This window comes from Buttiauxella warmboldiae (assembly GCF_003818135.1).
GTDB classification, from domain to species: Bacteria; Pseudomonadota; Gammaproteobacteria; order Enterobacterales; family Enterobacteriaceae; genus Buttiauxella; species Buttiauxella warmboldiae.
Genome location: NZ_RPOH01000015.1, coordinates 1 through 24,974, shown reverse-complemented (window position 1 = coordinate 24,974; position 24,974 = coordinate 1). Strand labels below are relative to the sequence as shown.

21 protein-coding genes and 1 tRNA gene are annotated in these 24,974 nt (G+C 52.1%); 8 read left to right on the top strand and 14 right to left on the bottom strand.

Annotation, left to right across the window (positions count from 1 at the left end; translation table 11 throughout):
- Positions 1 to 57 precede the first annotated feature (57 nt).
- Both EHN07_RS04560 and EHN07_RS04555 read right to left on the bottom strand, forming a co-directional pair.
- Positions 58 to 1,554: a helicase HerA-like C-terminal domain-containing protein gene (locus tag EHN07_RS04560; protein ID WP_124023015.1), complete on the bottom strand. Its 1,497-nt coding sequence runs from the start codon at positions 1,552 to 1,554 to the stop codon at positions 58 to 60.
- Positions 1,555 to 1,704: 150 nt separating this feature from the next.
- Positions 1,705 to 2,217, bottom strand: coding sequence for a M48 metallopeptidase family protein (locus EHN07_RS04555; RefSeq protein WP_124023014.1), 513 nt, complete (start codon positions 2,215 to 2,217; stop codon positions 1,705 to 1,707).
- 84 nt (positions 2,218 to 2,301) lie between these two features.
- On the opposite strand from EHN07_RS04555, the gene rlmG reads away from it, so the two are divergent.
- The gene (gene rlmG / locus EHN07_RS04550) at positions 2,302 to 3,438 is read left to right on the top strand and encodes a 23S rRNA (guanine(1835)-N(2))-methyltransferase RlmG (RefSeq protein WP_124023013.1); all 1,137 of its coding nucleotides are present in this window, start codon (positions 2,302 to 2,304) and stop codon (positions 3,436 to 3,438) included.
- Here rlmG and EHN07_RS04545 read toward each other — a convergent pair.
- The 3 genes from EHN07_RS04545 to proP all read right to left on the bottom strand — a co-directional run bounded on the left by EHN07_RS04545 (position 3,435) and on the right by proP (position 9,107).
- Positions 3,435 to 5,453, bottom strand: a complete 2,019-nt coding sequence (locus EHN07_RS04545; protein ID WP_124023012.1) for an NADPH-dependent 2,4-dienoyl-CoA reductase — start codon at positions 5,451 to 5,453, stop codon at positions 3,435 to 3,437. The two genes, rlmG and EHN07_RS04545, sit on opposite strands and share 4 nt — an antisense overlap.
- A gap of 447 nt (positions 5,454 to 5,900) precedes the next feature.
- Positions 5,901 to 7,298 (bottom strand): putrescine aminotransferase, encoded by a 1,398-nt coding sequence (gene ygjG, locus EHN07_RS04540; protein ID WP_208646979.1) that lies wholly within the window; start codon positions 7,296 to 7,298, stop codon positions 5,901 to 5,903.
- Positions 7,299 to 7,601: 303 nt separating this feature from the next.
- On the bottom strand, positions 7,602 to 9,107 hold the full coding sequence (proP, locus tag EHN07_RS04535) for a glycine betaine/L-proline transporter ProP (protein ID WP_124023010.1): 1,506 nt from the start codon (positions 9,105 to 9,107) through the stop codon (positions 7,602 to 7,604).
- A 569-nt stretch (positions 9,108 to 9,676) separates the two neighbouring features.
- Between proP and EHN07_RS04530 the strand changes: the two genes are divergently transcribed.
- Entirely contained in the window at positions 9,677 to 10,708 is a 1,032-nt protein-coding gene (locus EHN07_RS04530) for an NADP-dependent oxidoreductase (RefSeq protein ID WP_124023009.1), read from the top strand.
- A gap of 29 nt (positions 10,709 to 10,737) precedes the next feature.
- Here EHN07_RS04530 and EHN07_RS04525 read toward each other — a convergent pair whose 3' ends face one another.
- On the bottom strand, positions 10,738 to 11,757 hold the full coding sequence (locus tag EHN07_RS04525; RefSeq protein WP_124023008.1) for a LacI family DNA-binding transcriptional regulator: 1,020 nt from the start codon (positions 11,755 to 11,757) through the stop codon (positions 10,738 to 10,740).
- A gap of 277 nt (positions 11,758 to 12,034) precedes the next feature.
- Between EHN07_RS04525 and ascF the strand changes: the two genes are divergently transcribed.
- Both ascF and EHN07_RS04515 read left to right on the top strand, forming a co-directional pair.
- Positions 12,035 to 13,498, top strand: coding sequence for a PTS cellobiose/arbutin/salicin transporter subunit IIBC (ascF, locus tag EHN07_RS04520; protein WP_124023007.1), 1,464 nt, complete (start codon positions 12,035 to 12,037; stop codon positions 13,496 to 13,498).
- 17 nt (positions 13,499 to 13,515) lie between these two features.
- On the top strand, positions 13,516 to 14,946 hold the full coding sequence (locus EHN07_RS04515; protein ID WP_124023006.1) for a 6-phospho-beta-glucosidase: 1,431 nt from the start codon (positions 13,516 to 13,518) through the stop codon (positions 14,944 to 14,946).
- 29 nt (positions 14,947 to 14,975) lie between these two features.
- On the opposite strand, the gene EHN07_RS04510 is transcribed toward EHN07_RS04515, so the two are convergent.
- The 4 genes from EHN07_RS04510 to EHN07_RS04495 all read right to left on the bottom strand — a co-directional run bounded on the left by EHN07_RS04510 (position 14,976) and on the right by EHN07_RS04495 (position 17,580).
- Complete coding sequence (locus tag EHN07_RS04510; RefSeq protein WP_279630480.1) at positions 14,976 to 15,473, bottom strand: YjjA family protein; 498 nt, start codon at positions 15,471 to 15,473, stop codon at positions 14,976 to 14,978.
- Positions 15,474 to 15,588: 115 nt separating this feature from the next.
- The gene (locus EHN07_RS04505; protein WP_244202350.1) at positions 15,589 to 16,230 is read right to left on the bottom strand and encodes a TetR/AcrR family transcriptional regulator; all 642 of its coding nucleotides are present in this window, start codon (positions 16,228 to 16,230) and stop codon (positions 15,589 to 15,591) included.
- A gap of 109 nt (positions 16,231 to 16,339) precedes the next feature.
- Positions 16,340 to 16,813 carry a threonine/serine exporter gene (locus EHN07_RS04500; RefSeq protein WP_124023003.1) on the bottom strand — a complete coding sequence of 158 codons (474 nt, stop codon included), beginning with the start codon at positions 16,811 to 16,813 and terminating at the stop codon, positions 16,340 to 16,342.
- Positions 16,804 to 17,580: a threonine/serine exporter family protein gene (locus EHN07_RS04495; RefSeq protein ID WP_124023002.1), complete on the bottom strand. Its 777-nt coding sequence runs from the start codon at positions 17,578 to 17,580 to the stop codon at positions 16,804 to 16,806. The genes EHN07_RS04500 and EHN07_RS04495 overlap by 10 nt, the downstream gene beginning before the upstream one ends.
- Before the next feature lie 304 nt (positions 17,581 to 17,884).
- Between EHN07_RS04495 and pobA the strand changes: the two genes are divergently transcribed.
- Positions 17,885 to 19,069, top strand: coding sequence for a 4-hydroxybenzoate 3-monooxygenase (pobA, locus tag EHN07_RS04490; RefSeq protein ID WP_124023001.1), 1,185 nt, complete (start codon positions 17,885 to 17,887; stop codon positions 19,067 to 19,069).
- A gap of 48 nt (positions 19,070 to 19,117) precedes the next feature.
- Entirely contained in the window at positions 19,118 to 19,996 is an 879-nt protein-coding gene (locus EHN07_RS04485) for a helix-turn-helix domain-containing protein (protein WP_124023000.1), read from the top strand.
- A gap of 94 nt (positions 19,997 to 20,090) precedes the next feature.
- Here the strand turns inward: EHN07_RS04485 and EHN07_RS04480 are convergent, their stop codons facing one another.
- Entirely contained in the window at positions 20,091 to 20,555 is a 465-nt protein-coding gene (locus EHN07_RS04480; RefSeq protein ID WP_124022999.1) for a YbaK/EbsC family protein, read from the bottom strand.
- Between the two features lie 413 nt (positions 20,556 to 20,968).
- On the opposite strand from EHN07_RS04480, the gene EHN07_RS04475 reads away from it, so the two are divergent.
- Positions 20,969 to 22,309, top strand: a complete 1,341-nt coding sequence (locus EHN07_RS04475) for a PTS sugar transporter subunit IIC (protein ID WP_124022998.1) — start codon at positions 20,969 to 20,971, stop codon at positions 22,307 to 22,309.
- A gap of 46 nt (positions 22,310 to 22,355) precedes the next feature.
- Here EHN07_RS04475 and fhuF read toward each other — a convergent pair whose 3' ends face one another.
- Together fhuF and EHN07_RS04465 are read right to left on the bottom strand one after the other, a co-directional pair.
- Positions 22,356 to 23,144, bottom strand: a complete 789-nt coding sequence (gene fhuF / locus EHN07_RS04470) for a siderophore-iron reductase FhuF (RefSeq protein WP_124022997.1) — start codon at positions 23,142 to 23,144, stop codon at positions 22,356 to 22,358.
- Positions 23,145 to 23,257: 113 nt separating this feature from the next.
- Positions 23,258 to 24,325 carry a diguanylate cyclase gene (locus tag EHN07_RS04465; protein WP_124022996.1) on the bottom strand — a complete coding sequence of 356 codons (1,068 nt, stop codon included), beginning with the start codon at positions 24,323 to 24,325 and terminating at the stop codon, positions 23,258 to 23,260.
- Between the two features lie 269 nt (positions 24,326 to 24,594).
- On the opposite strand from EHN07_RS04465, the gene EHN07_RS04460 reads away from it, so the two are divergent.
- Complete coding sequence (locus tag EHN07_RS04460; RefSeq protein WP_244202352.1) at positions 24,595 to 24,834, top strand: DUF1435 domain-containing protein; 240 nt, start codon at positions 24,595 to 24,597, stop codon at positions 24,832 to 24,834.
- A gap of 53 nt (positions 24,835 to 24,887) precedes the next feature.
- On the opposite strand, the gene EHN07_RS04455 is transcribed toward EHN07_RS04460, so the two are convergent.
- A tRNA-Leu gene (locus EHN07_RS04455) sits at positions 24,888 to 24,974 on the bottom strand.

Sequence of the window (24,974 nt, the reverse complement as noted above, 5' to 3'; positions counted from 1 at the left end):
CAATACCCCGTTGTGGTGGGTTGTTAGACGCGAATCTGGCTGACAACCCCCGCCTGATTAGCGTTTACGCCCGCCCATAATACTGCCCAAGACCCCGCGAATGATTTGATTCGTCACCTGGCGTGCCGCGCTCTTCGCCATGGTCTGCACCACGCCATCCTTCTTGCCGCCACGCGGCCCGGTGGTGCCAAACAGAATATCTTTCAACCCGCCCAGAATTCCACCGTCTACTGTTTCACTTTTCGCTGGCGGCGCGTTTTGTTGCTCGCCTGCTGCCTGTACGCCCTGCTGTAAGCGCTCATAGGCTGATTCACGATCGGCAGCCTCATCGTATTTGCCATACAGTGGTGAATGGTTCAATAGCCCGTTGCGCTCGTCATCCGTGACTGGCCCCATACGGGAGCATGGCGCGATAACCATGGCTCGTTCCACCACCGTCGGACTGCCTTTTTCATCCAGCAATGAGATGAGCGCTTCCCCAGTCCCCAGCTCCTGTATGGCTTTTTCGGTATCAAATTTTGGATTGGCACGCATGGTTTGTGCTGCGGTTTTAACGGCTTTCTGATCTTTGGGGGTAAAGGCTCGCAGGGCGTGTTGGATACGGTTGCCAAGCTGCCCCAGCACGGCATCCGGGATATCAGAGGGGTTCTGCGAAACAAAATAGACGCCCACCCCTTTGGAGCGGATCAGGCGGATAACCTGTTCGATTTTGTCCAGCAGCACCTGAGGAGCCTCGTTAAACAACAAATGCGCCTCATCAAAAAAGAACACCAGCTTCGGTTTCTCCAGATCGCCCGCTTCCGGCAGCTGCTCATAGATTTCTGACAGCATCCACAGCAGGCTGGCGGCATACAGTTTTGGCATCTGGTAGAGTTTTTCGGCAGACAGAATATTGATGACGCCTTTGCCGTTGGCATCGGTACGCATCCAGTCTTTGATCTCCAGCATAGGTTCGCCAAAGAAATATTCGGCCCCCTGTTGCTCAAGCTGCAACAGCCCGCGCTGGATAGCGCCTACTGACGCGCTGCTGATATTGCCATACTGGTTCTGGAACGACTTGGCGTTATCACCGATGAACTGCGTAGCGGCCCGCAGGTCTTTAAAATCGAGCAGCAATAAACCCCGATCGTCGGCGATGCGGAAGATGATTTGCAGTACCCCCGCTTGCACATCGTTGAGATTGAGCAGGCGTGCAAGCAGCAGCGGGCCGAGATCGGATACGGTGGCCCGCACCGGGTGACCCTTTTCGCCAAAAATATCCCATAACACCACGGGATTACCGTGTGGCGACCAGTCATTCGCCCCAATTTTGGCAAGCCTTGCGAGCAGTTTTTCTGACCCGACGCCTTCCTGCGCGATACCAGTGAGATCGCCTTTTACGTCGGCCATAAATACCGGTACGCCGATTTCTGAAAAGGATTCAGCCAGTTTTTGCAGCGTGACGGTCTTACCGGTGCCGGTCGCTCCGGTGATAAGCCCGTGACGGTTCGCCATGCCGGGCAGCAAATGCAGTGCTTGTTCAGTGGTTCTGGCAATCAGGAGTGGGGCAATCATGATCTGTTCCCTGTAGCGACATTTTCATAAGCATAGCAAGCGCCTGGAGAACGGTATCTGCAAAACCGCCGCTTTGCTGTTTCTCTCACAGCAAAGGCGATGCCCGGGACAGGTATATCAGGATTGTGTGTTGAATTAGCGCAGGCGCCATCAGCTCTGGTTTAAAGCTGACCCGCTTAACGCCATGTGCGTCAACCAAAGCCGCGTGTCAAACTCCAGCTGGTGATACTGCGGCTCCATATGGCAGCACAATGAATAAAACGCTTTGTTGTGGTCTTTCTCTTTCAGGTGCGCCAGCTCGTGAACCACAATCATGCGCAAAAAGGCTTCCGGCCCGTTTTTAAATACCGTGGCCACGCGAATCTCTGCCTTGGCTTTTAGCTTGCTGCCCTGCACGCGTGATACTGCGGTGTGCAGGCCCAGGGCATTGTTCAAGACATGAATTTTGCTGTCGTACGCCACTTTATTCACCGGAGGGGCATGGCGCAGATACTGGTTCTTCAGCTCTTGCGTCCAGGCATACAGCGCTTTATCCGTGGTGATGTTATGAGTGTCCGGATAGCGTTTTTGCAGTACTTCGCCCAGACGCTGTTCCGCAATCAGAGTCCTGACCTGGGCGAGTAAATGTTCCGGGTAGCCTTGCAGGTAAGTTAAATTGCTCATTCGTCTGCTCAAAGTAAGGGGAAAAAAGGTATACTCACGCCCCCATTCGGGGATTAGCCGAAATTTTACCATCCAGGAGGGCCGATGAGCCAATTAGACAACGGTTTCCGTTCACTGACGCTAAAACGTTTTCCGGAAACGGACGACGTTAACCCACTACAGGCGTGGGAAGCTGCGGATGACTACCTTTTGCAGCAACTGGACGAAATCGAAATCAGTGGCCCGGTCCTGATTTTTAATGACAACTTCGGGGCGCTGTCCTGCGTGCTGGCCGAACACCAGCCGTACAGCATCAGCGACTCGTACCTGAGCGAACTGGCTATCCGTGAGAACCTGCGCGAGAACGGCATCGCTGAGTCCAGCGTTACGTTCCTGGATAGCACGGCAAAGTATCCGCAAGCACCGGCGGTGGTGCTGATTAAGATCCCTAAAACGCTGGCTTTGCTGGAACAGCAATTGCGCGCCCTGCACGAAGTCGTGACGCCTGAAACCCGTATTATTGCGGGAGCAAAAACGCGTGATATTCACAACTCCACCATCGAGTTGTTTGAGAAAATCATCGGGCCGACCACCACCACTCTGGCGTGGAAAAAAGCGCGACTGATCAACTCGACGTTCAATGCGCCGGTGCTGAAAGAGAGCGCAGAAACCCTGAGCTGGAAGCTGGAAGGCACGCCGTGGACAATCCATAACCATGCCAACGTCTTCTCCCGCACCGGTCTGGATATCGGCGCGCGCTTCTTTATCGAGAATTTGCCGGCTAACCTGGAAGGTGAAATTGTCGATTTAGGCTGTGGTAACGGCGTGATTGGCCTGCACTTGCTTGAGCAAAACCCGGAAGCGAAGGTGGTGTTTGTTGATGAATCACCGATGGCCGTGGCATCAAGCCGCCTGAATGTCGAATTCAACATGCCGGAAAACCTGCAGCGCTGCGAGTTTATGATTAACAACGCGTTGTCCGGCGTTGAGCCGTACCGCTTTAATACCATCCTGTGCAACCCGCCGTTCCATCAGCAGCACTCTCTGACTGACCAGGTCGCGTGGGAGATGTTCCACCATGCGCGTCGTTGCCTGCAAAATGGCGGCGAGCTGTACATCGTTGCTAACCGCCATCTGGACTACTATCACAAGCTGAAGAAGATCTTCGGTAACTGCGACACCGTTGCCACCAACAAGAAATTTGTGGTGCTGAAGGCGGTGAAACTAGGTCGTCACCGCTAAATTTCCAGCGCTAAACGGGTGCCCTGCGCGATTGCGCGTCGGGCATCCAGTTCCATCGCCACATCCGCCCCACCAATCAAATGCAGCGCTTTCCCCAGTTCGCGCAACGGTTGCGCCAGCTCACGACGCGAATCTTGCCCGGCGCAAATAATCACGTTATCTACCGCTAATATCTGCGACTCTCCGCCTACCGTAATGTGCAACCCTTCGTCGTCTATGCGTTCATAAGTGACGCCTGCAAGCATTTTTACGCCACGTGCCAGCAGCGTTGTGCGGTGAATCCAGCCCGTAGTTTTGCCTAAGCCTTCACCCGGCTTACTGGTTTTGCGCTGTAGCATCACAATCTGGCGCGGGCTTTTATGCAGCAGAGCGCCTTCCGGGCGTAACCCACCCGCATGTTGCAGGCTGGTGTCGATACCCCATTCCGCGCAAAACTCTGCGATATTCTGGCTGGTGGGTTTCCCCTGCTGGCTCAGATACATCGCAGTATCAAAGCCAATTCCGCCCGCTCCGATGATGGCCACCCGCTCGCCAACCGGCGCTTTTTCACGCAGTACATCGATATAATTCAGCACTTTAGGATGCGTAATTCCTTCGATAAGCGGCAGGCGCGGTTCGATGCCGCAGGCGAGAATTATCTCGTCGTACTCTTTAAGCAGCGGGGCGGTGGCGTATTGATTCAGGCGCACTTCAACGCCCGTAATCTCTAACATGCGGCGGTAATAGCGCAGCGTTTCGTCAAACTCCTCTTTGCCGGGAATTTGCCTGGCAATATTAAATTGCCCGCCAATTTCCGAAGCGGCATCAAATAGCGTCACTTTGTGGCCGCGTGCTGCGGCGTTGACGGCAAAAGCTAATCCCGCCGGGCCAGCGCCAACCACGGCCAGATTTTTACGAATTGATGCCGGAACAACGGGCATTTTGGTTTCGTGGCAGGCACGAGGATTCACCAGGCAGGAGGTGACTTTACCGAGGAAAATCTGATCCAGACAGGCCTGGTTGCAGCCAATACAGGTATTTATTTCATCTTCGCGGCCTTGCTGCGCTTTGGAAACAAACTCGGCATCGGCGAGGAATGGCCGCGCCATCGACACCATATCCGCATCGCCATCGGCCAGGATCTTTTCGGCAGTTCGCGGATCGTTAATACGGTTAGTGGTGACTAACGGGATCGAAACCATACCTTTGAGTTTACGCGTCACCCAGCTGAACGCCCCGCGTGGAACGGGGGTGGCGATGGTAGGAATACGTGCCTCATGCCAGCCGATACCTGTGTTAATCAGCGTGGCCCCGGCTTTTTCGATAGCTTGGGCAAGCTGTACGGCCTCGTCAAAAGTGCCGCCACCTTCGACCAAATCCAGCATCGACAGGCGATAGATAATGATGAAATTCGTCCCCACTTTTTCACGTACCGCCCGTACGACTTCGATGGCAAACCGCATACGTCGCGGATAGTCGCCGCCCCATTCGTCATCGCGCTGGTTAGTTCTTGCCGCCAGAAACTGGTTAATCAGATAGCCTTCGGAGCCCATAATCTCGACGCCATCGTACCCGGCCTGCTGCGCAAGATACGCACATTGGGCGAACTCTGCTATCAGCCTGAGGATTTCATCATGGGTTAAAGCGTGAGGCTTAAAACGGTTAATGGGAGCCTGAATGGCTGAAGGAGCGACCGGGTGTGGCTGATAGCTATAGCGCCCGGTATGCAGGATTTGCAGGGCAATTTTCCCCCCTTCGCGGTGCACGGCATCGGTTACCCTCTGGTGATGGGCAAGCAGGCTTTCGTCATTGAGCACCGCGCCGCTTTCTACGCCGACGCCGGAAGGTGAGGGGGCAATGCCGCCTGTAACAATCAGCGCCACGCCGTGGCGCGCTCGTTCGGCATAGAAAGCCGCTAAGCGTTCGGCGCCGTTTGGGTGTTCCTCAAGTCCGGTGTGCATCGAACCCATCAGCACACGGTTTTTAAGCTGGGTAAAACCCAGGTCCAGCGGGGCAAGCAGCGACGGATAGCTCATATTCTCTTCCAGAAAAGACATTATTAAGAGTGCTGATAAAGAAGGAAAAAGCGCGGTTTTTCGTTCTTTATCGTTATCAGCCGAAAACCATAAGGCCTGTTATCAGTCCGTTATTATTATGTGGTCGGATGAGTGAGTAATTTAGCGGGAAGTCGCGAAAAGGGGGGAAAGTCATCAAATGATTGTGACGTGACTCAAAGAACGGCGGTGTTCCCCCTTTTTATCGGAGGTTGTCTTTTAGTCACATCTTTGTGAGTAGGTAAATTGTCAGCAACACTGACGCTAACGCCCCCCTGACACGTTTATCGTATACGGAAGCTACAAAGATAACCCTGCGTTCAGGTGAATGGAAAACCTGCGAAACTTACAGATCTCACTCTGACAAATTGCCAGAGTGAGGTGCAAGTTATGTATAAGAGACAACCTCATCCGGGCAGGGGAACTGGATTAATGTTCTTCTGTAGCAACCACTTCCGTGTGCCTGACTCTCAGGCTGGTTAGCGCCTTTCTTGCACAATCCAACACCTGTCCACACTGCTCCATTGTGATAGTCAGCGGTGGCTCAATGCGGATGGTTTGCGCATTATTGAGCGTCCCGGCGACCAGCACCTGCTGGCGGAACATAGCGCTGGCAAAGTTATAGCCGATTTCGTTGTCGCTAAACTCAATGGCAATCAGCAAACCTTGCCCACGCGCGTCTACCACCAATTCCGGGAACTCGCGTTGCAGAGCCTGGAAGCCATCCAGCAACAGCTCTCCTTTCTGTTGCGCCTGCGCGGGCAGATTTTGCTCAAGCAGCACATGGATGGCGGCAAGCGCTGCCGCACAGGCCAACGGATTGCCGCCAAAGGTGGTGGTGTGCAGGAAAGGATTATCGAATAGTACAGAGAACACTTCTTCCGTGGCGACGGTTGCGCCAATCGGCATTACGCCGCCGCCGAGCGCTTTGGCGAGGCATAAAATATCAGGCTGTACGTTTTCATGCTCGCAGGCGAACATCCTGCCCGTACGTCCCATACCGGTTTGCACCTCATCGAAAATCAGCAGCGCGCCAAATTCGTCGCAAAGCTTACGAACCGAGGGCAAATAACCAACCGGTGGAATAATTACGCCGCCTTCGCCCTGAATAGGTTCAAGGATGACCGCGGCGACATCATCACCGGTTTTGCGGCATTCGCTAAGCATAGTGCGTAACGCCTCGATATTGCCAAACGGCACATGCCGGAAGCCCGGAAGCAGCGGCATAAACGGTTTACGGAAAGCGGCTTTTGCCGTTGCGGACAATGCCCCGAGAGATTTGCCATGAAACGCGCCGCTGGCGGCGATAAAGGTAAATTTCCCGCGTGGCGATTGATACGCTTTGGCGAGTTTAATCGCCGCTTCAACCGATTCAGTCCCGCTGTTGCTAAAAAAGCTGTATTTAAGTTTACCCGGAGTGAGGGTCGCAAGCGTTTTGGCAAGCATTGCCCGTAAGGGGTCGAGCAATTCCTGGCTGTGCAGGGGTTGTTTTTCAAGCTGATGCTGTACGGCGGATACCACTGTTGGATTACGGTGCCCCACGTTAAAAATGCCGAACCCACCCAGGCAGTCGAGATACTCCTTACCCTGGGTGTCGACAAGCGTATTCAGACTGCTCGCCTGCCACTCTACGGCTCCGTAATCCCCGCCGGCGGTCACTGATTTGCGATACTCAAGAAAACCCGGATTCACATGCTGTTGGAAGTTATCAATCACCTCCCGGTTTAGCGTTTTCATCTGCTCGTGAGTGAGTGACTTTTTTTCGATAATATTCAGAGCGTGCGCTGTGCAGGCTAGAGCCGAAGCGCTGGTAGGTAACCTGTTCAAAATGAGCTCCTGGGAAGGACGTATCACGCGATACACAAAATAAGTATTGCAGGGAATACGCCACTTCGCTTCTCACCCATGAAATCAGGATAAACGATCTAAACTAAGGGTGGTTGCGTAATAATTAATCATAAACAAAGGTGCTTTTTGGCTAAAAACTCTGGCATAAAGCCGCTTTGCTCTGGGTTATCTGGTTTCTTTGCCCTATCACCATGCGTCATGCTACATCATGGTGCATTGCGTGATACAGCTGCAAAAAAATGCCGGGGTAAGAGCCCCGGCATTAATGGGTATTAAGAAGCGCTATTCGTTAATACGCGGATGCTGATGTACCAGATTGGTCCGTTTTGCCTGTAATTCTTCAATCTCACGATCGATTTCTTCGATTTTTTGCTCAATATTATCGTGATGCTCCTGAACGATTTCTCGCGCTTCGGCAATATCCGATGCCGCAGGCGTCGCCCCTTTCAGCGGCTTATTCGCGGTTTCTTTCATGGTGATCCCCGTCACCAGGCCAATAGCCGCCACCACCATCAGATAATAAGCCGGCATCATCAGGTTTTCGGTGGACTCCACCAGCCACGCGGCAACCGTTGGGGTCACGCCGGCTACCAGTACCGAAATATTAAAGGCGCTGGCCAGCGCGCTGTAACGGATATGCGTTGGGAACATGGCCGGCAGCGTGGAGGCCATCACCCCGGTGTAGGCATTAAGGATCACAGCCAGTATCAGCAGCCCGGCAAATATCAGCCCCAGCACATTACTGTTAATCAGAATAAAGGCCGGAATGGCCAGCAACAGCAATGCGAGGCTGCCGCCGAGGATAAATGGGCGGCGACCGAAGCGGTCACTCAGCAGGCCAATCACCGGCTGAACAAACAGCATCCCAATCATAATGGCGATAATGATCAGTACGCCATGCTCTTCGGAATAGTGCAGGTTGTGAGAGAGATAGCTCGGCATATACGTGAGCAGCATGTAGTAGGTCACGTTGGTCGAAATAACGATACCGACACAGGTCAGCAGGCTGCGCCAGTGCCTGGTGGCAATCTCTTTAAAGGAGATTTTTGGCCCTTCAGCCAGGCCTTCTTTATCACCCTGTTCGAGCTTATCAATGTGCTGCTGGAACGCAGGCGTCTCTTCCAGCGCATGGCGCAGATACAGACCGATAACCCCTAGCGGCAGCGCCAGGAAGAACGGCAGGCGCCAGCCCCAGTCGAGGAAGTTATCTTCACCGACGATGGCGGTAATCAGCACCACCACGCCCGCACCGCAGACGAAACCGGCAATCGAACCGAAGTCCAGCCAGCTGCCCATAAAGCCGCGTTTACGGTCCGGCGAGTATTCTGCAACGAAAATAGAAGCGCCGGTATATTCACCCCCCACCGAGAACCCTTGCGCCATTTTGGCAAGTAACAACAGGATTGGCGCCCAGATACCGATGGTCGCGTACGATGGGATCAGGCCAATACAGAAGGTACTCAATGACATAATGATAATGGTAATGGAGAGGATCTTCTGGCGTCCGTACTTATCGCCCAGCATGCCGAAGAACAGGCCGCCCAACGGACGAATCAGGAAGGGGACAGAGAAAGTGCCCAGCGCGGCGATCATCTGCACGCTTGGGCTGGCATCCGGGAAGAAAACCTTACCGAGGGCATAGGCAACAAAGCCATATACGCCGAAGTCAAACCATTCCATCGCGTTACCGAGGGATGCGGCAGTAATCGCCTTTTTCAGGCGGCTATCATCGATAATGGTAACGTCACTGACCTTGATAGGTCTGACTTTCTTTTTCCTTTTTAACATTATTATCCTCTTTTTCCTTGCGGGAGCGAAAAGGTGCTCCTGACTAAGTGTAGTGGGCTGGTTACAAGTTGAAGGTTAAAACTCCAGCACTTAACGTCATTATGGCAATTCCATTAATAACAGCATGAAATTAATGGGAAAAATGTCAGCTTTCTAAAGTCATTTTAAAAATAGGGCTTAGTTAAAAAAGTGTGATCGTCATCAAGTTTAACCGCAAAAGTAAATCTTTGCAGCGCCAAAACAACAACGCATCTAAAGTGATTAACAATTAAATAACCTAAAGATGGAGTTGTTATGACTGCGCACACGGCTGCTACACGGCATGAATACCTGTCCAATGATCACACCCTAAGAATGCCTGGCACCAATTTGAAAAGCATCATCGTCCAGGCAAACGAGACTTTCGTTAAAGTGCCGTCCGGCATCGTTGATTAGCTATGAGCCTGGAAGAGGCGGTAACGGTTTTGCATTGAGCTTTAAAAATCGATAACCGCACGTTTTTACCCCTGCGCCGGTTTTTTTTAGCTAGTCTGGGACTAGAATCACGACCCTAATCAATGGAGAGCGTTATGACACAGTCGTCCCATATTAACCGCCGCTTTGTGCTGGCGCAGCGCCCACAAGGTATGCCTGACGATCGGGATATTCGCCTGGAAGAAGGGCCGGTTCCCCAGCCCGCAGCAGGCCAGCTCTTGTTGCGCACCCTCTATTTGTCTCTCGACCCGTATATGCGCGGGCGCATGGATGATGCGCAATCCTATACGCCGCCGCTCGCCATTGGCGATGTGATTGGTGCAGGAACCGTATGTCGGGTCGAAAAGTCCGAACATGCGGATTACAAAGCGGGAGACCTGGTGCTGGCCTACACCGGCTGGCAGGATTATGCGCTGTCTGATGGCGGCGATTTGCAGAAACTCGATCCCAATATGGAGCATCCTTCGTATGCGCTTGGTTTGCTCGGCATGCCTGGTTTTACCGGCTATATGGGGCTGACCGATATCGGCCAGCCGCAGGCCGGAGAAACCGTAGTTGTCGCCGCAGCCAGTGGTGCAGTAGGTTCGGTGGTCGGGCAGGTGGCGAAATTGCTCGGTGCAAAAGTTGTAGGAATTGCAGGCGGCGCCGATAAATGCCGCTACGTCACCGAAACGCTGAAATTTGATGCCTGTATCGATCGTAAAGCGCCAGATTTTGCCGAACAGCTGAAAAAAGCCTGTGATAAAGGCATTGATGTCTATTTTGAAAACGTCGGCGGCGCGGTGTTTGATGCGGTTCTGCCACTGCTTAATACCCAGGCGCGTATTCCGGTGTGTGGCTTAATTAGCCAGTACAACGGGGCTAATAGCGCGTTTGAACAGGATCGTTTACCGCTTTTAATGGGGACTATTCTGAAAAAGCGGCTGCGCGTGCAGGGGTTTATTATTTCCCAGGATTATAGCGATCGTTACCCGGAATTCTTTAAGCAGATGAGCCAGTGGCTGGCGGAAGGAAAAATCCAGTTCCGTGAAGATATTGTCGATGGCCTGGAAAACAGCGTGGAAGCGTTCTGTGGTTTGCTGGCGGGTAAGAATTTCGGCAAGTTGATCATCAAAGTCGCGCAGTAATGTAGGGAGCGGCGCATCTTGCGCCGCATTTATTTGGCGGTAAAAGGGCCATCCGCCACTGAATTTCTTACCTGTAAATCCGAGATGAATATATTCTCTTTCGATAAATAGCCGCCATCCAGCATAGCTATTAAGCGGCTAATCACCTGGCTAATCATTTCGCTGACCGGATCTTTAACGCTGGATAACGCCGGTGATAAATAAGGCGCGGTGGGAATATTATCGAAGCCGATTATTGATATTTCATCAGGAACCGAAATCCCCAGATCGTTTAGTTTTTTCATGACGCCAATCGCCATCTCATCATTACTGGCAACGACCGCGCTGAATTTTTCCCGGTGTGCCAGCAGAGATTCCACCGCGGCTACCCCGCTGGCGGGCGACCACTTCCCGTGTGCAATCAAATTGTCGTTAACACCGATATCGTATTGATTCAAAGCTTCTTTATAGCCAGACAGGCGTTCGATGGCCGTAGGGGAATCCATTGAGCCGGTAATAAAGGCTATAGCGCGGTGCCCGCGCTCAATAAGGTATTTTGTCGCCAGAAAACCGGAGCCTTTATGGTCACAAAAAATACAGTGGCTTTGATGTTTTCTTAATTTGCGGTTGACCACCATAATAGGTTGTTTGTGCTGCTCAATGATTTCGTCCATTTCATCAACGGTTAAAAAACGCGGATAAATAATCACCGCGTCACAGCGTAAATCGAGTAGAAACTGAATAGCTTCGCGTTCCTCCTGCGCGCTGTGTTTACCATCCACCAGAATCAGCTGACGGCCATTGTCGGCTAATTTTTTGGCGGCCTGAGAAAGTATTTCACTAAAATAACTGCCGTTATACAGCGTATTGGTTACCACCAGCCCAATACATTGCGACTTATTCAATGCCAGGTTGCGCGCCAGTAAATTTGGCCGATACCCCGCCTCCTCAATGGCTTTATAGACCTGCTCTTTCGTCGCTTCGCTAACGTATCCCTTGCCGGATAAAACGCGTGAAACGGTGGCCTTTGAGACACCGGCTTTTTTTGCCACTTCTTGCATTGTCGACATTGAGGCATCCTGGCTTGTTTTGAATGCGCCCATTTTACACGTTCCGGGGCGACAAAATACCGCCTGGACGGCTTTGTCGGTTGCTGTCAGCGCCACCTATGGCGATCAACATCACAAAATTAATAATATGTAAAATTATTGTTTGATCTGTTTGTTTTGCCTGGTCAATCTAATGTGAAACCGGTTACCTCTATTCAGCACCCTACAACCTGGCGTGAAATTACCGGTAAAAGATACTCACAACTTAATGAATTTAAATAAGAAAGAGTGGTAACTCATGGCTAAGAATTATGCGGCAGTTTCGCAGGCGATCGTCGATGCAATTGGTGGCGCAGGTAACGTAGGCGCCGTGACGCACTGTATGACGCGTTTACGGTTTGTATTAAACGACGACAGCCTTGTGGACAGCGCGAAGCTGAAAGCTATCAGTGGCGTAATGGGCGTAGTTCGTAGCGAAAATCAGTGCCAGGTCATTATTGGCAACACCGTTTCCCAGGCCTATGCCGAGGTTTTGAAACTGCTGCCGGAAGGGATGCAGCCCGCCGCACCCGCATCAGGCAAAAATAAAATCACCCTCAAACGCATCGGCGCCGGCATTCTGGATGCGCTGATTGGCACCATGTCGCCATTGATTCCTGCCATTATCGGCGGCTCGATGGTGAAACTGCTGGCGATGATACTGGATATGACCGGAGTCTTCGAAAAAGGCTCCTCCACGCTCATTATTCTTAATGTTATCGGCGACGGCGCATTCTTCTTCCTGCCGGTCATGGTAGCGGCTTCTGCGGCGGTTAAATTTAAAACCAATATGTCGCTGGCGATTGCCATCGCGGGCGTGTTGGTTCACCCAAACTTTGTTGACCTGATGGCGAAAGCTGCGCAGGGCCAACACGTTGAATTTATGGGGATGACGGTCACTGCGGTGAAATACACCTACACCGTTATTCCTGCATTGTGCATGACCTGGATACTCTCTTATATCGAGCGCTGGGTTGACCGCATTACGCCTGCGGTGACAAAAAACTTCCTGAAACCGATGCTGATTGTGCTTATCTCCGCACCGATTGCCATCATGCTGATTGGCCCGCTGGGTATCTGGATTGGTACCGGTATCTCTTCGCTGGTTTATACCATTCACCACTATTTAGGCTGGCTGTCGGTAGCAATTATGGGCGCGCTGTGGCCGCTGCTGGTGATGACGGGCATGCACCGCGTATTTACGCCGTCTATCATTCAGACCATTGCTGAGACGGGCAAAGAAGGGATGGTTATGCCGTCTGAAATTGGCGCTAATCTGTCGCTTGGCGGTTCATCTTTAGCGGTGGCGTGGAAAACGAAAAACCCTGAACTGCGCCAGACTGCGCTGGCCGCTGCGGCATCAGCGATTGTTGCGGGTATTTCCGAACCGGCCCTTTACGGCGTTGCCGTTCGCCTGAAACGCCCGTTAATTGCGGCATTAATCAGTGGCTTTGTCTGTGGTGCGGTGGCGGGGATCGGCGGGCTTGCGAGCCACTCCATGGCATCACCTGGTCTATTTACCAGCGTGCAGTTCTTTGATCCGGCTAACCCGATGAGCATTGTCTGGGTGTTTGGCGTGATGCTTCTGGCCGTGGTGCTCTCTTTCATCCTGACATTAGTCCTGGGCTTTGAAGATATTCCGGTTGAGCACAGCGATGAGCAACAGCAGCCCCTGCCAAACGCCGCGGTTGCACCACAGCAAGCTGCCGCGCAAGCGAACTAATTTAGAAGAGGAATCTCATGAGCGAGTCTATGTTTCCGCAGGATTTTTTATGGGGCGGCGCGATAGCCGCGAATCAGGCTGAAGGCGCTTATCTTGAAGGCGGCAAAGGGCTGACGACGGTTGATACTATTCCTCATGGTAAAGACCGCTTATCGGTGAAGCTGGGTATCGAGAAGCGTTTTAGCCTGCGTGAGGACGAGTATTACCCGAGCCATGTCGGTATTGATTTTTACCATCGCTATCAAGAGGATATCGCGCTGATGGCGGAAATGGGCTTTACCGTTTTCCGCACCTCCATTGCCTGGAGCCGCATTTATCCGAATGGCGATGAGTTAACGCCGAACGCGCAAGGCATCGCGTTTTATCGCGATATGTTTGCCGAGTGCAAAAAACAGGGCATCGAACCGCTGGTGACGCTGTGCCATTTTGATGTGCCGATGCATCTGGTGAAAGAGTACGGCTCGTGGCGCAACCGTAAAATGGTGGAGTTTTTTACCCGCTATGCGCGTACCTGTTTTGAAGCATTTGATGGGCTGGTGAAATACTGGCTCACCTTTAACGAAATCAACATCCTGTTGCACAGCCCTTACTCTGGCGCAGGTCTGGTATTCGAAGAGGGGGAAAATAAAGAGCAGGTGAAATATCAGGCGACGCACCACGAATTACTGGCAAGCGCGCTGGCGACCAAAATTGCTCATGAAGTGAACCCGAATAATCAGGTTGGCTGCATGTTGGCAGGGGGCAATTTCTACCCGTACTCCTGTAAGCCTGAAGATGTGTGGGCGGCGCTGGAAAAAGACCGTGAGAACCTGTTCTTTATCGATGTGCAGGCGCGTGGCGCGTATCCGTCATACACCAAACGCCTGTTCCGCGAGAAAGGCATTACGTTAGAAATCGAGCCGGGCGATGACGAAATCCTCAAGAACACCGTCGATTTTGTCTCGTTCAGCTATTACGCCTCGCGCTGCGCGTCGGCGGAGATGAACGACAACAACAGCAGCGCGGCAAATATCGTCAAATCCCTGAAAAACCCGCACATTCAGGCGAGCGAATGGGGTTGGGGCATCGACCCGCTAGGCCTGCGCATCACCATGAACATGATGTACGATCGCTACCAGAAGCCGCTCTTCCTTGTGGAGAATGGGCTGGGTGCGAAGGACGTTATCAACGAGCAGGGTGAAATCAACGACGACTACCGCATCAGCTATTTGCGTGAACATATCAAGGCCATGGGCGACGCCATCGGCGACGGCATCCCGCTTATGGGCTACACCTCATGGGGCTGTATTGATCTGGTTTCAGCATCGACCGGGGAGATGAGCAAACGCTACGGCTTTGTCTATGTCGATCGTGACGACCAGGGGAACGGCACGCTGGCCCGCACCCGCAAAAAATCGTTTTACTGGTATAAGAAGGTCATCGCCAGCAACGGCGCTGACCTGAGCTAACGGCTGGTTGGAAAACGCAGGTTTACTGATTAAGAGAGGTAGTTCATGCCTTGCTTCAGCACAAAATCGCACGCCTGCGTTTTCACTTTTTCTGCCAGCGGTGAACTGCCGATGGTTTTCAGATCCAGCTGCTGACCTTTACCGGTATTAAGCATCCCCATCAAACCCTGAGTGTAATCTTCCGGCTGAGTCTGCTTAGTGCCGCTATCCAGGCCCAGCTTATCCAGAAGCTGATTTTTGATGTTGGCGCTATTGGTGGCTGACACCAGCTTATTTTTCATGCAGTACTGCAAAATACCCGCCGCGTTGGTCATGCTGTCAGCGCTCAGGGCTTTTGTGCCGCCGCCCAGCAGGCTGGTCAGCGAGGCCACAGAGTTACCGGTGCTAGCTGTATTACCGGCGGTGGTTTTACTTAGTTCGCTTGCCGCGCTTGACAGCTGATCCTGCCAGCTTGCCGCCAGCGCCTGGCCGGTGAAGACGGACGTTGCCAGCGCCAGAGCGCATATAACCTGTTTGCTTGCTTTCATCATTGATACTCTTTTTTGCTAACCTGCCTCGCAGGAGAAGTTCCGCCGAGTATACCGTTTTCTGTAGGTTTATTGGGGGTCAGAGCATTCTTAAAGCCGCCAGATAGCCGGTTATTTATGGTCCGATATAGCGCAGCACCACTTTGACCGCCATTTCCCGGTAATGAGCGGTGCTGTCAATCGGCTCTGCGCCGTCTTCAAAGAAGTTGGAGAAGGTGTAACTGTTGGCGACATGATAGAAGCTAAAACTACTGATCAGACGATGGACATCTTTAGCGGTAACCTGCTTATTAAACAGCTGTTTTTGCTGGCCACGCTTTAGCACTCCCTCCAGCAATTCCAGCGCGCTGCGGTTAATCTCGCGCAGATAGGCAGACTGTTTCACAAAGCGTCCGCGTTGCATGTTCTCCATACAGATGATGCGAATAAAGTCCGGGTGGGTGGCGTGGAAATCAAACGTCCATTCCACCAGTTCGACCATCGCTTCTACCGGCGGCTGGCCGGTGAGATTTAGCCTGCGCTCGCAGCTGCGGATTTGGGTGTACACATACTCCAGCACCTGGACATACAGCAGCTCTTTGCTTTTGAAGTGATACACCACCATGCGTTTGGTGGTGCTGGCCTTTTCGGCAATTTGCTCCATGCGGGCGCCGTTCAGGCCAAACTCAGCGAATAAACTAATGGCGCTGAAGAAAATCTTTTCTTTCAGGCTGGCGTCATCAAAACGCTCAGGAAGATAAATTTCGTGGGTTTCCACGCTGGGCTCCTTAATGGTCAGCAGGCCGCGGGTAACGCCCTGGCCTGACGACATTAAAACAAGTTTGTGCAGACAAAGCACTGACGGGTAAGTGAAGCCCTGAATTGCATCACACTCGCGGGCGTTTACGGTAAAGCCACAGGCCGGGAATGGACAGGCCAATCGATAATGCGCCGACGATAAACGAAGCTTTCAGAAAATGGGTGAGCAGCTGAATCATGAGATCTTCGGCGTAGCCAAAGTGGCTCAGTTTTACCGCTGAAATCATCGCGCTGTAGGCCGAAATACCCGGGAACATGGGAATAACCGCTGCCACGGTGAACACTTTCGGGTGGGCCAGATACCAGCGCGACCACTGGATGCCGATGCTGCCCACCAGAATAGAGGCGATAAAAGTGCTCCATTCGATATTCATGCCTGCCGTCATCATCGCCATTCTGGCGCCATGGCCAATCGCCCCCAGCAAGGCGCAGTAAGGTAAAGCACGCTGCGGCACGTTAAACACCAGCGCAAAGCCTGCCGCAGGAATGGCGGCCAGCACCATGTCCTGCAGCAACGCCAGTAAGAAGTCGACTATTCCCATCCGCGCAACCCCCATACTGACATTGCCATCACCACGCCAATGCAGGTGGCAAGGGTGAGCAGACTCGCCATTGCCCACCTGGCAAGCCCGGTATTGACGTGGCCTTTAAACATATCGGCTACGGCATTAATTAATGGAAAACCCGGCACCAGCAGCAGCACGCTCGCCGCCATGGCAATGTTGGACGTGCTGGCGAACGGGCCTTTGGCGATCAGCAAGCCCGAAATCGTGGTGGCGACAAACGCCGCAATACAGAAGTTAATTTGCGGATGGAGGTGACGCGCCGTCAGCACCAGCCGGACGTACATGGCGACTGAGCTGGCAAGAAATGCCACCATTGCCCCATCCCAGCCGCCGCGATTAATCTTACAGAAGCAGCCGCAGGAGAGGCCAACCATCAATACGACTAGCCAGCGCGGGTAGCGCAGCGGCTTAATATGTTCGAAGCGTTTCAGCACGCCTTTATGATCCAGAAGCTGGTGCTCTGCGAGAATGACAATGTGCTGGACTTCCGTCACCACATGCATATTGATGCCGCGATCGATATTTTTGCGCGTGGTGGTCAGGCACTGATTATCTTTAATGGTGCTAAGCACAATCGCGTTCGCAGAAATCGAGCTTTCAACGCTATCCATGCCCAGAGCGATCCCCAGGCGGCAGGAGAGTTCTTCAACCAGCGCGCTTTCCGCCCCATGTTGCAGCAAAAAAAGGCCGCACTGGATGCACAGGCGCGTCACTTCACGTTGTGGGTTTACCTCGGCTGACATACCTGTCCTGTGAAAGATGAAAAGCGACGCATGTCGCACAATTTTTAACATCCTTCATTATTAACATAGGCCACCCCCTGGATTCAGGCGCGCCAGATCAATTTTTCACCAGATAACCCATTTCGCCCGCTTTTTCGACGAACTATGAGCTCGCCCACACTCTGTGCGCGCCTTTCGAAAAGTACATGTTTTAGACCGATATTGGCCTTCTTTTCCCTGCTGCTGGCGTTAAAAATGCATTGGTGATCAATTTTCAAACATAAAAGAAACATTTAAATAACCAGTCCGCAGAAAGGAATACCCTATGAAAACTCAGGTCGCGATTATTGGTGCTGGCCCGTCGGGCCTGCTGTTGGGGCAATTACTGCATAACGCCGGTATCAGCAATGTGGTGATCGAAAGGCAAACGCCCGAGCGCGTATCAGGGCGTATTCGGGCGGGAATTCTGGAAAATGGGACTGTCGATTTGCTACGGGAAGCGGGCGTCAGTGAGCGCATGGATGCCGAAGGATTAGTCCATGAAGGCGTTGAATTTTTAATGGATGGCAAGCGAATCCCTGTTCCGCTTAAAGAGTTAACGGGTGGAAAGACGGTGATGGTGTATGGCCAGACGGAAGTCACGCGCGACTTAATGGATGCGCGCAGGGCCAGCAATGCGCTTACCCTGTACGGCGTTAGCGATGTGCAGTTATTTGATGTTAAAAGCGATTCGCCCTATGTCACCTTTGAAAAGCAGGGTGAAATCTACCGTATTGATTGCGACTATATTGCGGGCTGCGACGGTTTCCATGGTGTTTCCCGCAAAGCGATTCCTGCTGAGCTGACGCAGGAGTTCGAACGCATCTACCCGTTCGGCTGGTTAGGGCTATTATCCGATACGCCGCCGGTAAATCATGAGCTGATTTATGCCCATCATCAGCGGGGGTTCGTTTTGTGCAGTCAGCGCTCACTAACAAGAAGCCGCTACTATTTGCAGGTGCCCCTAAGCGATAGCGTGGAAGCCTGGCCGGATGAACGTTTCTGGGGGGAGCTGAAGGAGCGTTTACCGGAAGATCTGGCGAAAAAGTTAGTAACTGGTCACTCACTTGAGAAAAGTATTGCGCCGCTGCGCAGCTATGTGATCGAGCCCATGCAATATGGCCGTCTTTTCCTGGTGGGCGATGCGGCGCATATCGTGCCGCCGACCGGGGCAAAAGGGCTCAATCTTGCCGCCTCTGACGTTAATTATCTGTATCGGATTTTATGCAAGGTCTGTCATGAAGGGCGACGCGATCTGCTGGATGCCTACTCGCCCATGGCGCTGCGGCGGGTATGGAAAGGCGAGCGTTTTAGCTGGTTTATGACCAATCTTCTGCATGACTTTGAAGGAATGAATGCTTTTGACCGTAAAATGCAGCAGGCCGAGCGTGAATACTACCTGACATCGCTCGCGGGATTAACGACGATTGCTGAAAATTACGTTGGGTTGCCTTTTGAAGCGGTTGAATAAACTATAGTTATGCAACATTGCATGGTGTTTATGCCGAACGAGGGCGTTATGAGTCTGAGCAGCAGCATTCCGGTATTTAAACTTTATGGCGAAAGCCGGAACTGGCCTGCGTCAGATTTGCTGCACTGTGAGTCTATCCATAGCCGCAGCAGTCTGCATGAATGGCATATCCGGACTCATCAACATGCAGATTTGGTTCAGCTGCTCTATTTGCATAAAGGGCAGGTGGAGATAGACATTGAAGGCGTGAATCACCCTGTGGAGCACGCCTGTATTCAGATTGTGCCAGCGCTATGTGTACATGGGTTTCAATTTTCCCCCGGCGCTCAGGGCTATTCACTCTCGCTTTCTGCTCCGTTAATTACGCAGTTTGAACAGCAATTTGGCCGCCCTTTGCAGGTGCTTACCCAGGCGGCGTGTATACCGGTGAAAAATTCGCACCGGCAAATAAAAACCTTGTTTAAGGCATTGCAGAGCGAGTATCAAGGCCAGGGAGAGGCACGCGATATGATGCTGCATTCGCTGATCGGCACGCTGCTGGTCTGGCTCAATCGCCAGTGCGCTCCGGTGCCGGGAGGCGGCTCGCATGGTGAGCGTAAACGCGCCGTGGTTCAGCGCTTTAACCGGCTGGTTGAACAGCACTACCGGGAGCAATTGCCGGTCACCTATTATGCCCGTGCCGTGGGGGTATCGAGCGTATCTTTAAATAATCTGTGTCATGAGTTTTATGGCGAGAGTGCGCTTAATGTCCTGCATCAACGCGTGTTGCTCGAAGCGAAGCGCAGTTTACTTTACACCAGCATGACGATTAGCCAGATTTCTGACTATCTTGGTTTTAGCGATGCGACCTATTTTTCACGCTTTTTTCGCCGCTATACGGCAACCACGGCGAAAGATTTTCGCCAACAGCCGCTGCGAGACTTGTAAATTAACCGTACAGATAACTGAAAAAGAAGGAAAAAGCAGGGTTTTCCTTCTTCACCGCGTTCGGCTTATAGGGCGCTAAGAACCCATCCTCAGGCTATGATGACTGGCAAACATCGACCCACTGCGCGGCGGTGAGTTCGGCCAGACGGCCAGGTGAAATACGCACTGCGCTATGAATGGCTCCGGCAGCAGGTAAAACCTCTGCGTACTGCTGCAGGGAAATATCACAGTAAATCGTTAACGGATTTTCCAGTCCAAAAGGACAGACTCCACCCACCGGGTGGCCGGTCCAGATCACCACTTCGTCGCTGCTCAGCATCCTGGCTTTAGCCCCAAACACCGCCTTCAGTTTTTTATTATCCAGGCGTGCGTCACCTTTCGCGACAATCAGCACCACCCGATCCTTGATTTTCAACGACAATGTTTTGGCAATTTGGCCCGGTTCGACGTTATGGGCAACGGCGGCTAACGCTACGGTTGCGGTACTTTGATTCATTTCAATGATGTCGATATCAGGGGCTTTTTCGGCAAAAAATTGCCGGACAGACTGCAGGCTCATGTTTTTCTCCCGTTGTGGCCGGCAAATAATTTGGCATAAGTCGATGCCACCTGTAAATCAGTGAAATCTGCCCGGAGCAGGCTGGATACAGGGGCAGGATTGTGATGTGAGCAGGCCAAAAAGGTGAGGTTTTCAGCGATTTCTGGATCTTCTTCACAATCACTGCAACCGGTTTCAGTAACCGGTTGCAGTAGGTGAAAGAGCGATGAATACTGCCATGGTCACCTCCCTCTTCCCAATAATAAGAGCAGCCTATGAAAAAGATTTTGTTGTGCTGTGCCACCGCCATCGAACGTAAAGCTGTCGCTAATAAGATCCCGGTTACGGGAAGAAAGCCTATGAATTGTGCAAAGTTATACGGCAATACTCGCCCGTAGATACCCCGGTGTTGATAGCCTGACAGGAGCTTCGCTATGTCTTCGAATCATGCAGCTTTTAATTTGATTTTCCGCTTTGTGGAGAATTACGTCAGCCCCATCGCCGGGCGTATCTCCGCGCAACGCCATGTGATGGCGATCCGCGATGGCTTCATCTCGGCGATGCCTTTTATGATTGTCGGCTCGTTTCTGCTGGTGTTTGCCTATCCGCCATTTTCGCCAACCACCACCTGGGGGTTTGCCCGCGCGTGGCTGGATATGGCGAAACAGTTTGAGGGGCAAATTCTGACGCCGTTTGATATGACGATGGGCATTATGTCTATCTACATTTGCGCGGCCATCGCCTATAACCTCGGCAAACATTATGTGAAGTCGCACGGGCTTGACCCCTTTATGTGTGCGATGCTTTCACTGATGGCATTTCTGCTGGTGGCGGCTCCGAAAACGAAAGGTACTCTGCCGGTTGATAGCCTGGGGGGAACGGGGATCTTTACCGCGATTCTGGTGGCGATTTACTGCGTTGAGATGATGCGTTTCCTCAAAGCGCACAATATTGGCATCAAACTGCCTGACCAGGTTCCCCCGATGATCAAAAACTCTTTTGATCTGCTGATTCCGGTTCTGGTGGTGGTGCTGACGCTTTACCCGCTGAGCCTGTTTATTCAGTCCCAGTTCGAGATGTTGATTCCGCAAGCGATTATGTCGGTGTTTAAACCGCTGGTTTCTGCGGCTGATTCATTACCTGCGATTCTGCTGGCGGTGCTGATTGGCCATCTGCTGTGGTTTGCTGGAATTCACGGCGCGGCGATTGTTTCCGGAATGCTGCAAATGTTCTGGCTGACCAATCTGGGAATGAACCAGAGCGCGCTGGCGCAGGGCGCGCCTTTGCCGCATATCTTTATGGAGGCGTTCTGGACGTTCTTTATCGTGGTGGGAGGATCGGGCGCGACGATGGGGCTGGTCATTTGCTACCTGCGCAGTAAATCTGCCCATCTGCGCTCCATTGGCCGCCTGAGTATCGTCCCAAGCTGCTTCAATATTAACGAGCCGGTCATTTTTGGTACGCCCATCGTGATGAACCCGGTGTTCTTCATTCCTTTCCTGCTGGCACCGATGGTTAACGCGGTACTGGCGTGGGGCGCCATGAAGATGGATCTGATTGGGCGGGTGATTTCGGTGGTTCCCTGGACTGCCCCGGCACCGATCGGTGCGGCATGGGCCTTAGGCTGGGATTTCCGGGCGGCGATTCTGGTGATATTGCTGGCCGTAGTTTCCGCCATTATCTACTTCCCGTTCTTTAAAGTGTACGAGAAGCAGCTGCTGGAACAAGAAGCGGCACAGAAAGCATCCGAGGACGAGAATCAACAGGCTGCTTAACCGGCCGGGGAGCGATGGGGTAAAACGGTGGGGGAAGCCCGCCGTTTTACTTCAGGGTGCAATCACCGCAACGCTGTACATCCGGCAGCTTATAGCGCTGGCAGCAGGTGCGGCGAACCAGTAACCCTTCGCGCGGAATAACGGTGCGATACAGGGGGTTATCCTGCCCATTACGCAGCTGTTTTTCAAAGAAACAGGCGTGGCGCAATGCGGCGATGGTTGCTTCATCCAGCAGCTCCCTTAGCTCGCCAAAAAACCAGTTCAGTAAATATCCGGTGTTACTCCAGATAAGTTTCCCGTTAATCTCGCCGCTCTTCTCCAGCGCATCAACCACGGGCATTAGCCCCTGAATAAGAAGCTTTTCCAGACGTTGGGTGAGCGGCAGGGTGGTCGCCATTTTATCTTCGTGAACTTCAATCCAGAAAGTCGCGGCTCGGCCTGTTTCATGAAACTCGACCTGAATATGCTGCGGGTCAATATCCAGCGCGCGGGGTTGGGTAACCAGCGCCATGACCAGCGGCGGCACCAGTAAGCCAAGGTACCATTGTGCCCAGAGTGACTTAAGCGGTTTTCCTTCCCGGGCAAGCTGTGGTTGATTACGGTAAATATGATCGCTGTAACAGGCGAGCAGGGAGGTTAGCGCCGCGGGCTGTGCCCACTGATGCAGGGTCTGGCTGGTGGCCGGAGCGGATTGATTGAGTCTGACGATATCGTTGAAGTACGGGCGATGTGCGGTGAAACAGGCGCACAGCTCATCAGCAAGCGCTGAGTGCGAGCGGTTAAACGGCATCTGCCATGTCAGAACATCAATATGCTGTGAGGACGGTAACGCCATCGACAAATCAGACCACTAATACAAATGATAATGATTGCCAATCCTATCTATAGGCAAGGCCATAAGCAAGGCCATTTTATGTGTCTGGTGTTTTACTGCCGGTAGCGGCCGGTTTAAGCTCTGGTCGAAAACAGTGCCTCGCTAACAAAAATACTGTTGCGCCCCTGGCGTTTTGCCTGATAAAGCGCGGTATCAGACTCGCGTAACGCCTCTTCAATATTCTGCTGTTCAAGGGCTGCGATACCGATACTGAGGGTGACATGAGTATCGGTATCGTTAAACAGATGAGGGATGTTTAAATCATAGACGCGCTGTCGAATGCGCTCGGCCGTTTGTATCGCGCGCTCGGCATCAATATCTGTCAGCAGCACCATAAACTCTTCGCCACCGTAGCGCGTGACGATATCGCGTGAGCGCACCGCATCCCGAATCGCTGCTGAGACACGGGTGAGCGCCTGGTCGCCCATGCTGTGACCGTAGTTGTCGTTGTAGGCTTTGAAATGATCGATATCTAATAGCAGCACGAAGTGCTGGCCCGCATCCAGCCCCAGAATGGTGTCGAGGCGGTTACGGAAACCACGGCGGTTATACAAACCGGTGAGCGGATCCAGCATGCTCAAATCAGTCAGCGTTTCTTTTTCTTCGAGTAATTTATCCATCAAGCGACGGGTAAAATTATCATTACGTTTCTGAATGATATGTTGAACCGTAATGCCAAAACCCGGGAGGGCCACGGAATACAGGACACGTGGCCAGTGAGCGCCCTGATCGAGCCATAAAATCATGGTGGTGACGGGCAGGCATGCGGCAAAAAAGGCCTGGATATTATTGATAAAAGAAATTGAGCCAATAAATAATATCGCTAATAAAGCAATAATTAAAAAATTAAGATCTATCGCGGGCATAGCGCTCGCTTTGATATAGATATGCCACGCCCAAAGTAATCCGATGATTAACGACACCGCATTAATATTGATTAACTGCTTTTTACTCCCCCACTGCCAGAGCAGGCACGACAGGCTCAGCACCAGCAATATAATGACGGGCAAGGTGAAACGTTGAGTGTTAACCGATGGCGACACCATGCTGAATCCCGCAGAAACCGCGTTCAGTAATAAAAATAAACGCAACGAGAGTTGATGTTTCTCTTTCAGTAATGCACGCCAGGTAGTTGCTGTCATATCAAATCGTTCTTTCGACTCATGCTCAACATTATGCTGTTGAATAATAGTATAAAAAAATAAAATGGGTGATTATTTGATGTCATTATATATTTTTTAATCATGGAGTTAACATCGCTGCTCAATCTATCACCTTAATGAAAATATGTCATCAGATGATAAGGAATGCTTAACATTTCTAATGTAAAACGGTGAATACACCATGCTGACAAACGAGAAATTATATCATATGATATTGGTTATCATTTTCAATTGGTGCGATAGCGATGATATTACAACGGCAGTTAGAAAGCGCCTGGGGGGTGTTGATTCCGGGAGGCATTGTCGCTGCACTGCTGTGTCTGGAACTTTCGTTCAGCCAGTGGCGGGTGTTGATTGTATTAGGGTTACTGGCCACTACCGCTATGCTGTACCACAAACGGTTACGCCATTTTGTGCTGTTGCCATCATGCGTGGCGTTTGCCAGTGGGCTTGCGCTGGTGATGATGAATCTGGACAACCTAAAATAGGGGGGATAAAGCAGGGGATAAACAGACTCTTACGTGCAGATGATGATAAGAATTGGTGCGAAGAGAGGGACTTGAACCCTCACGTCCGTAAGGACACTAACACCTGAAGCTAGCGCGTCTACCAATTCCGCCACCTTCGC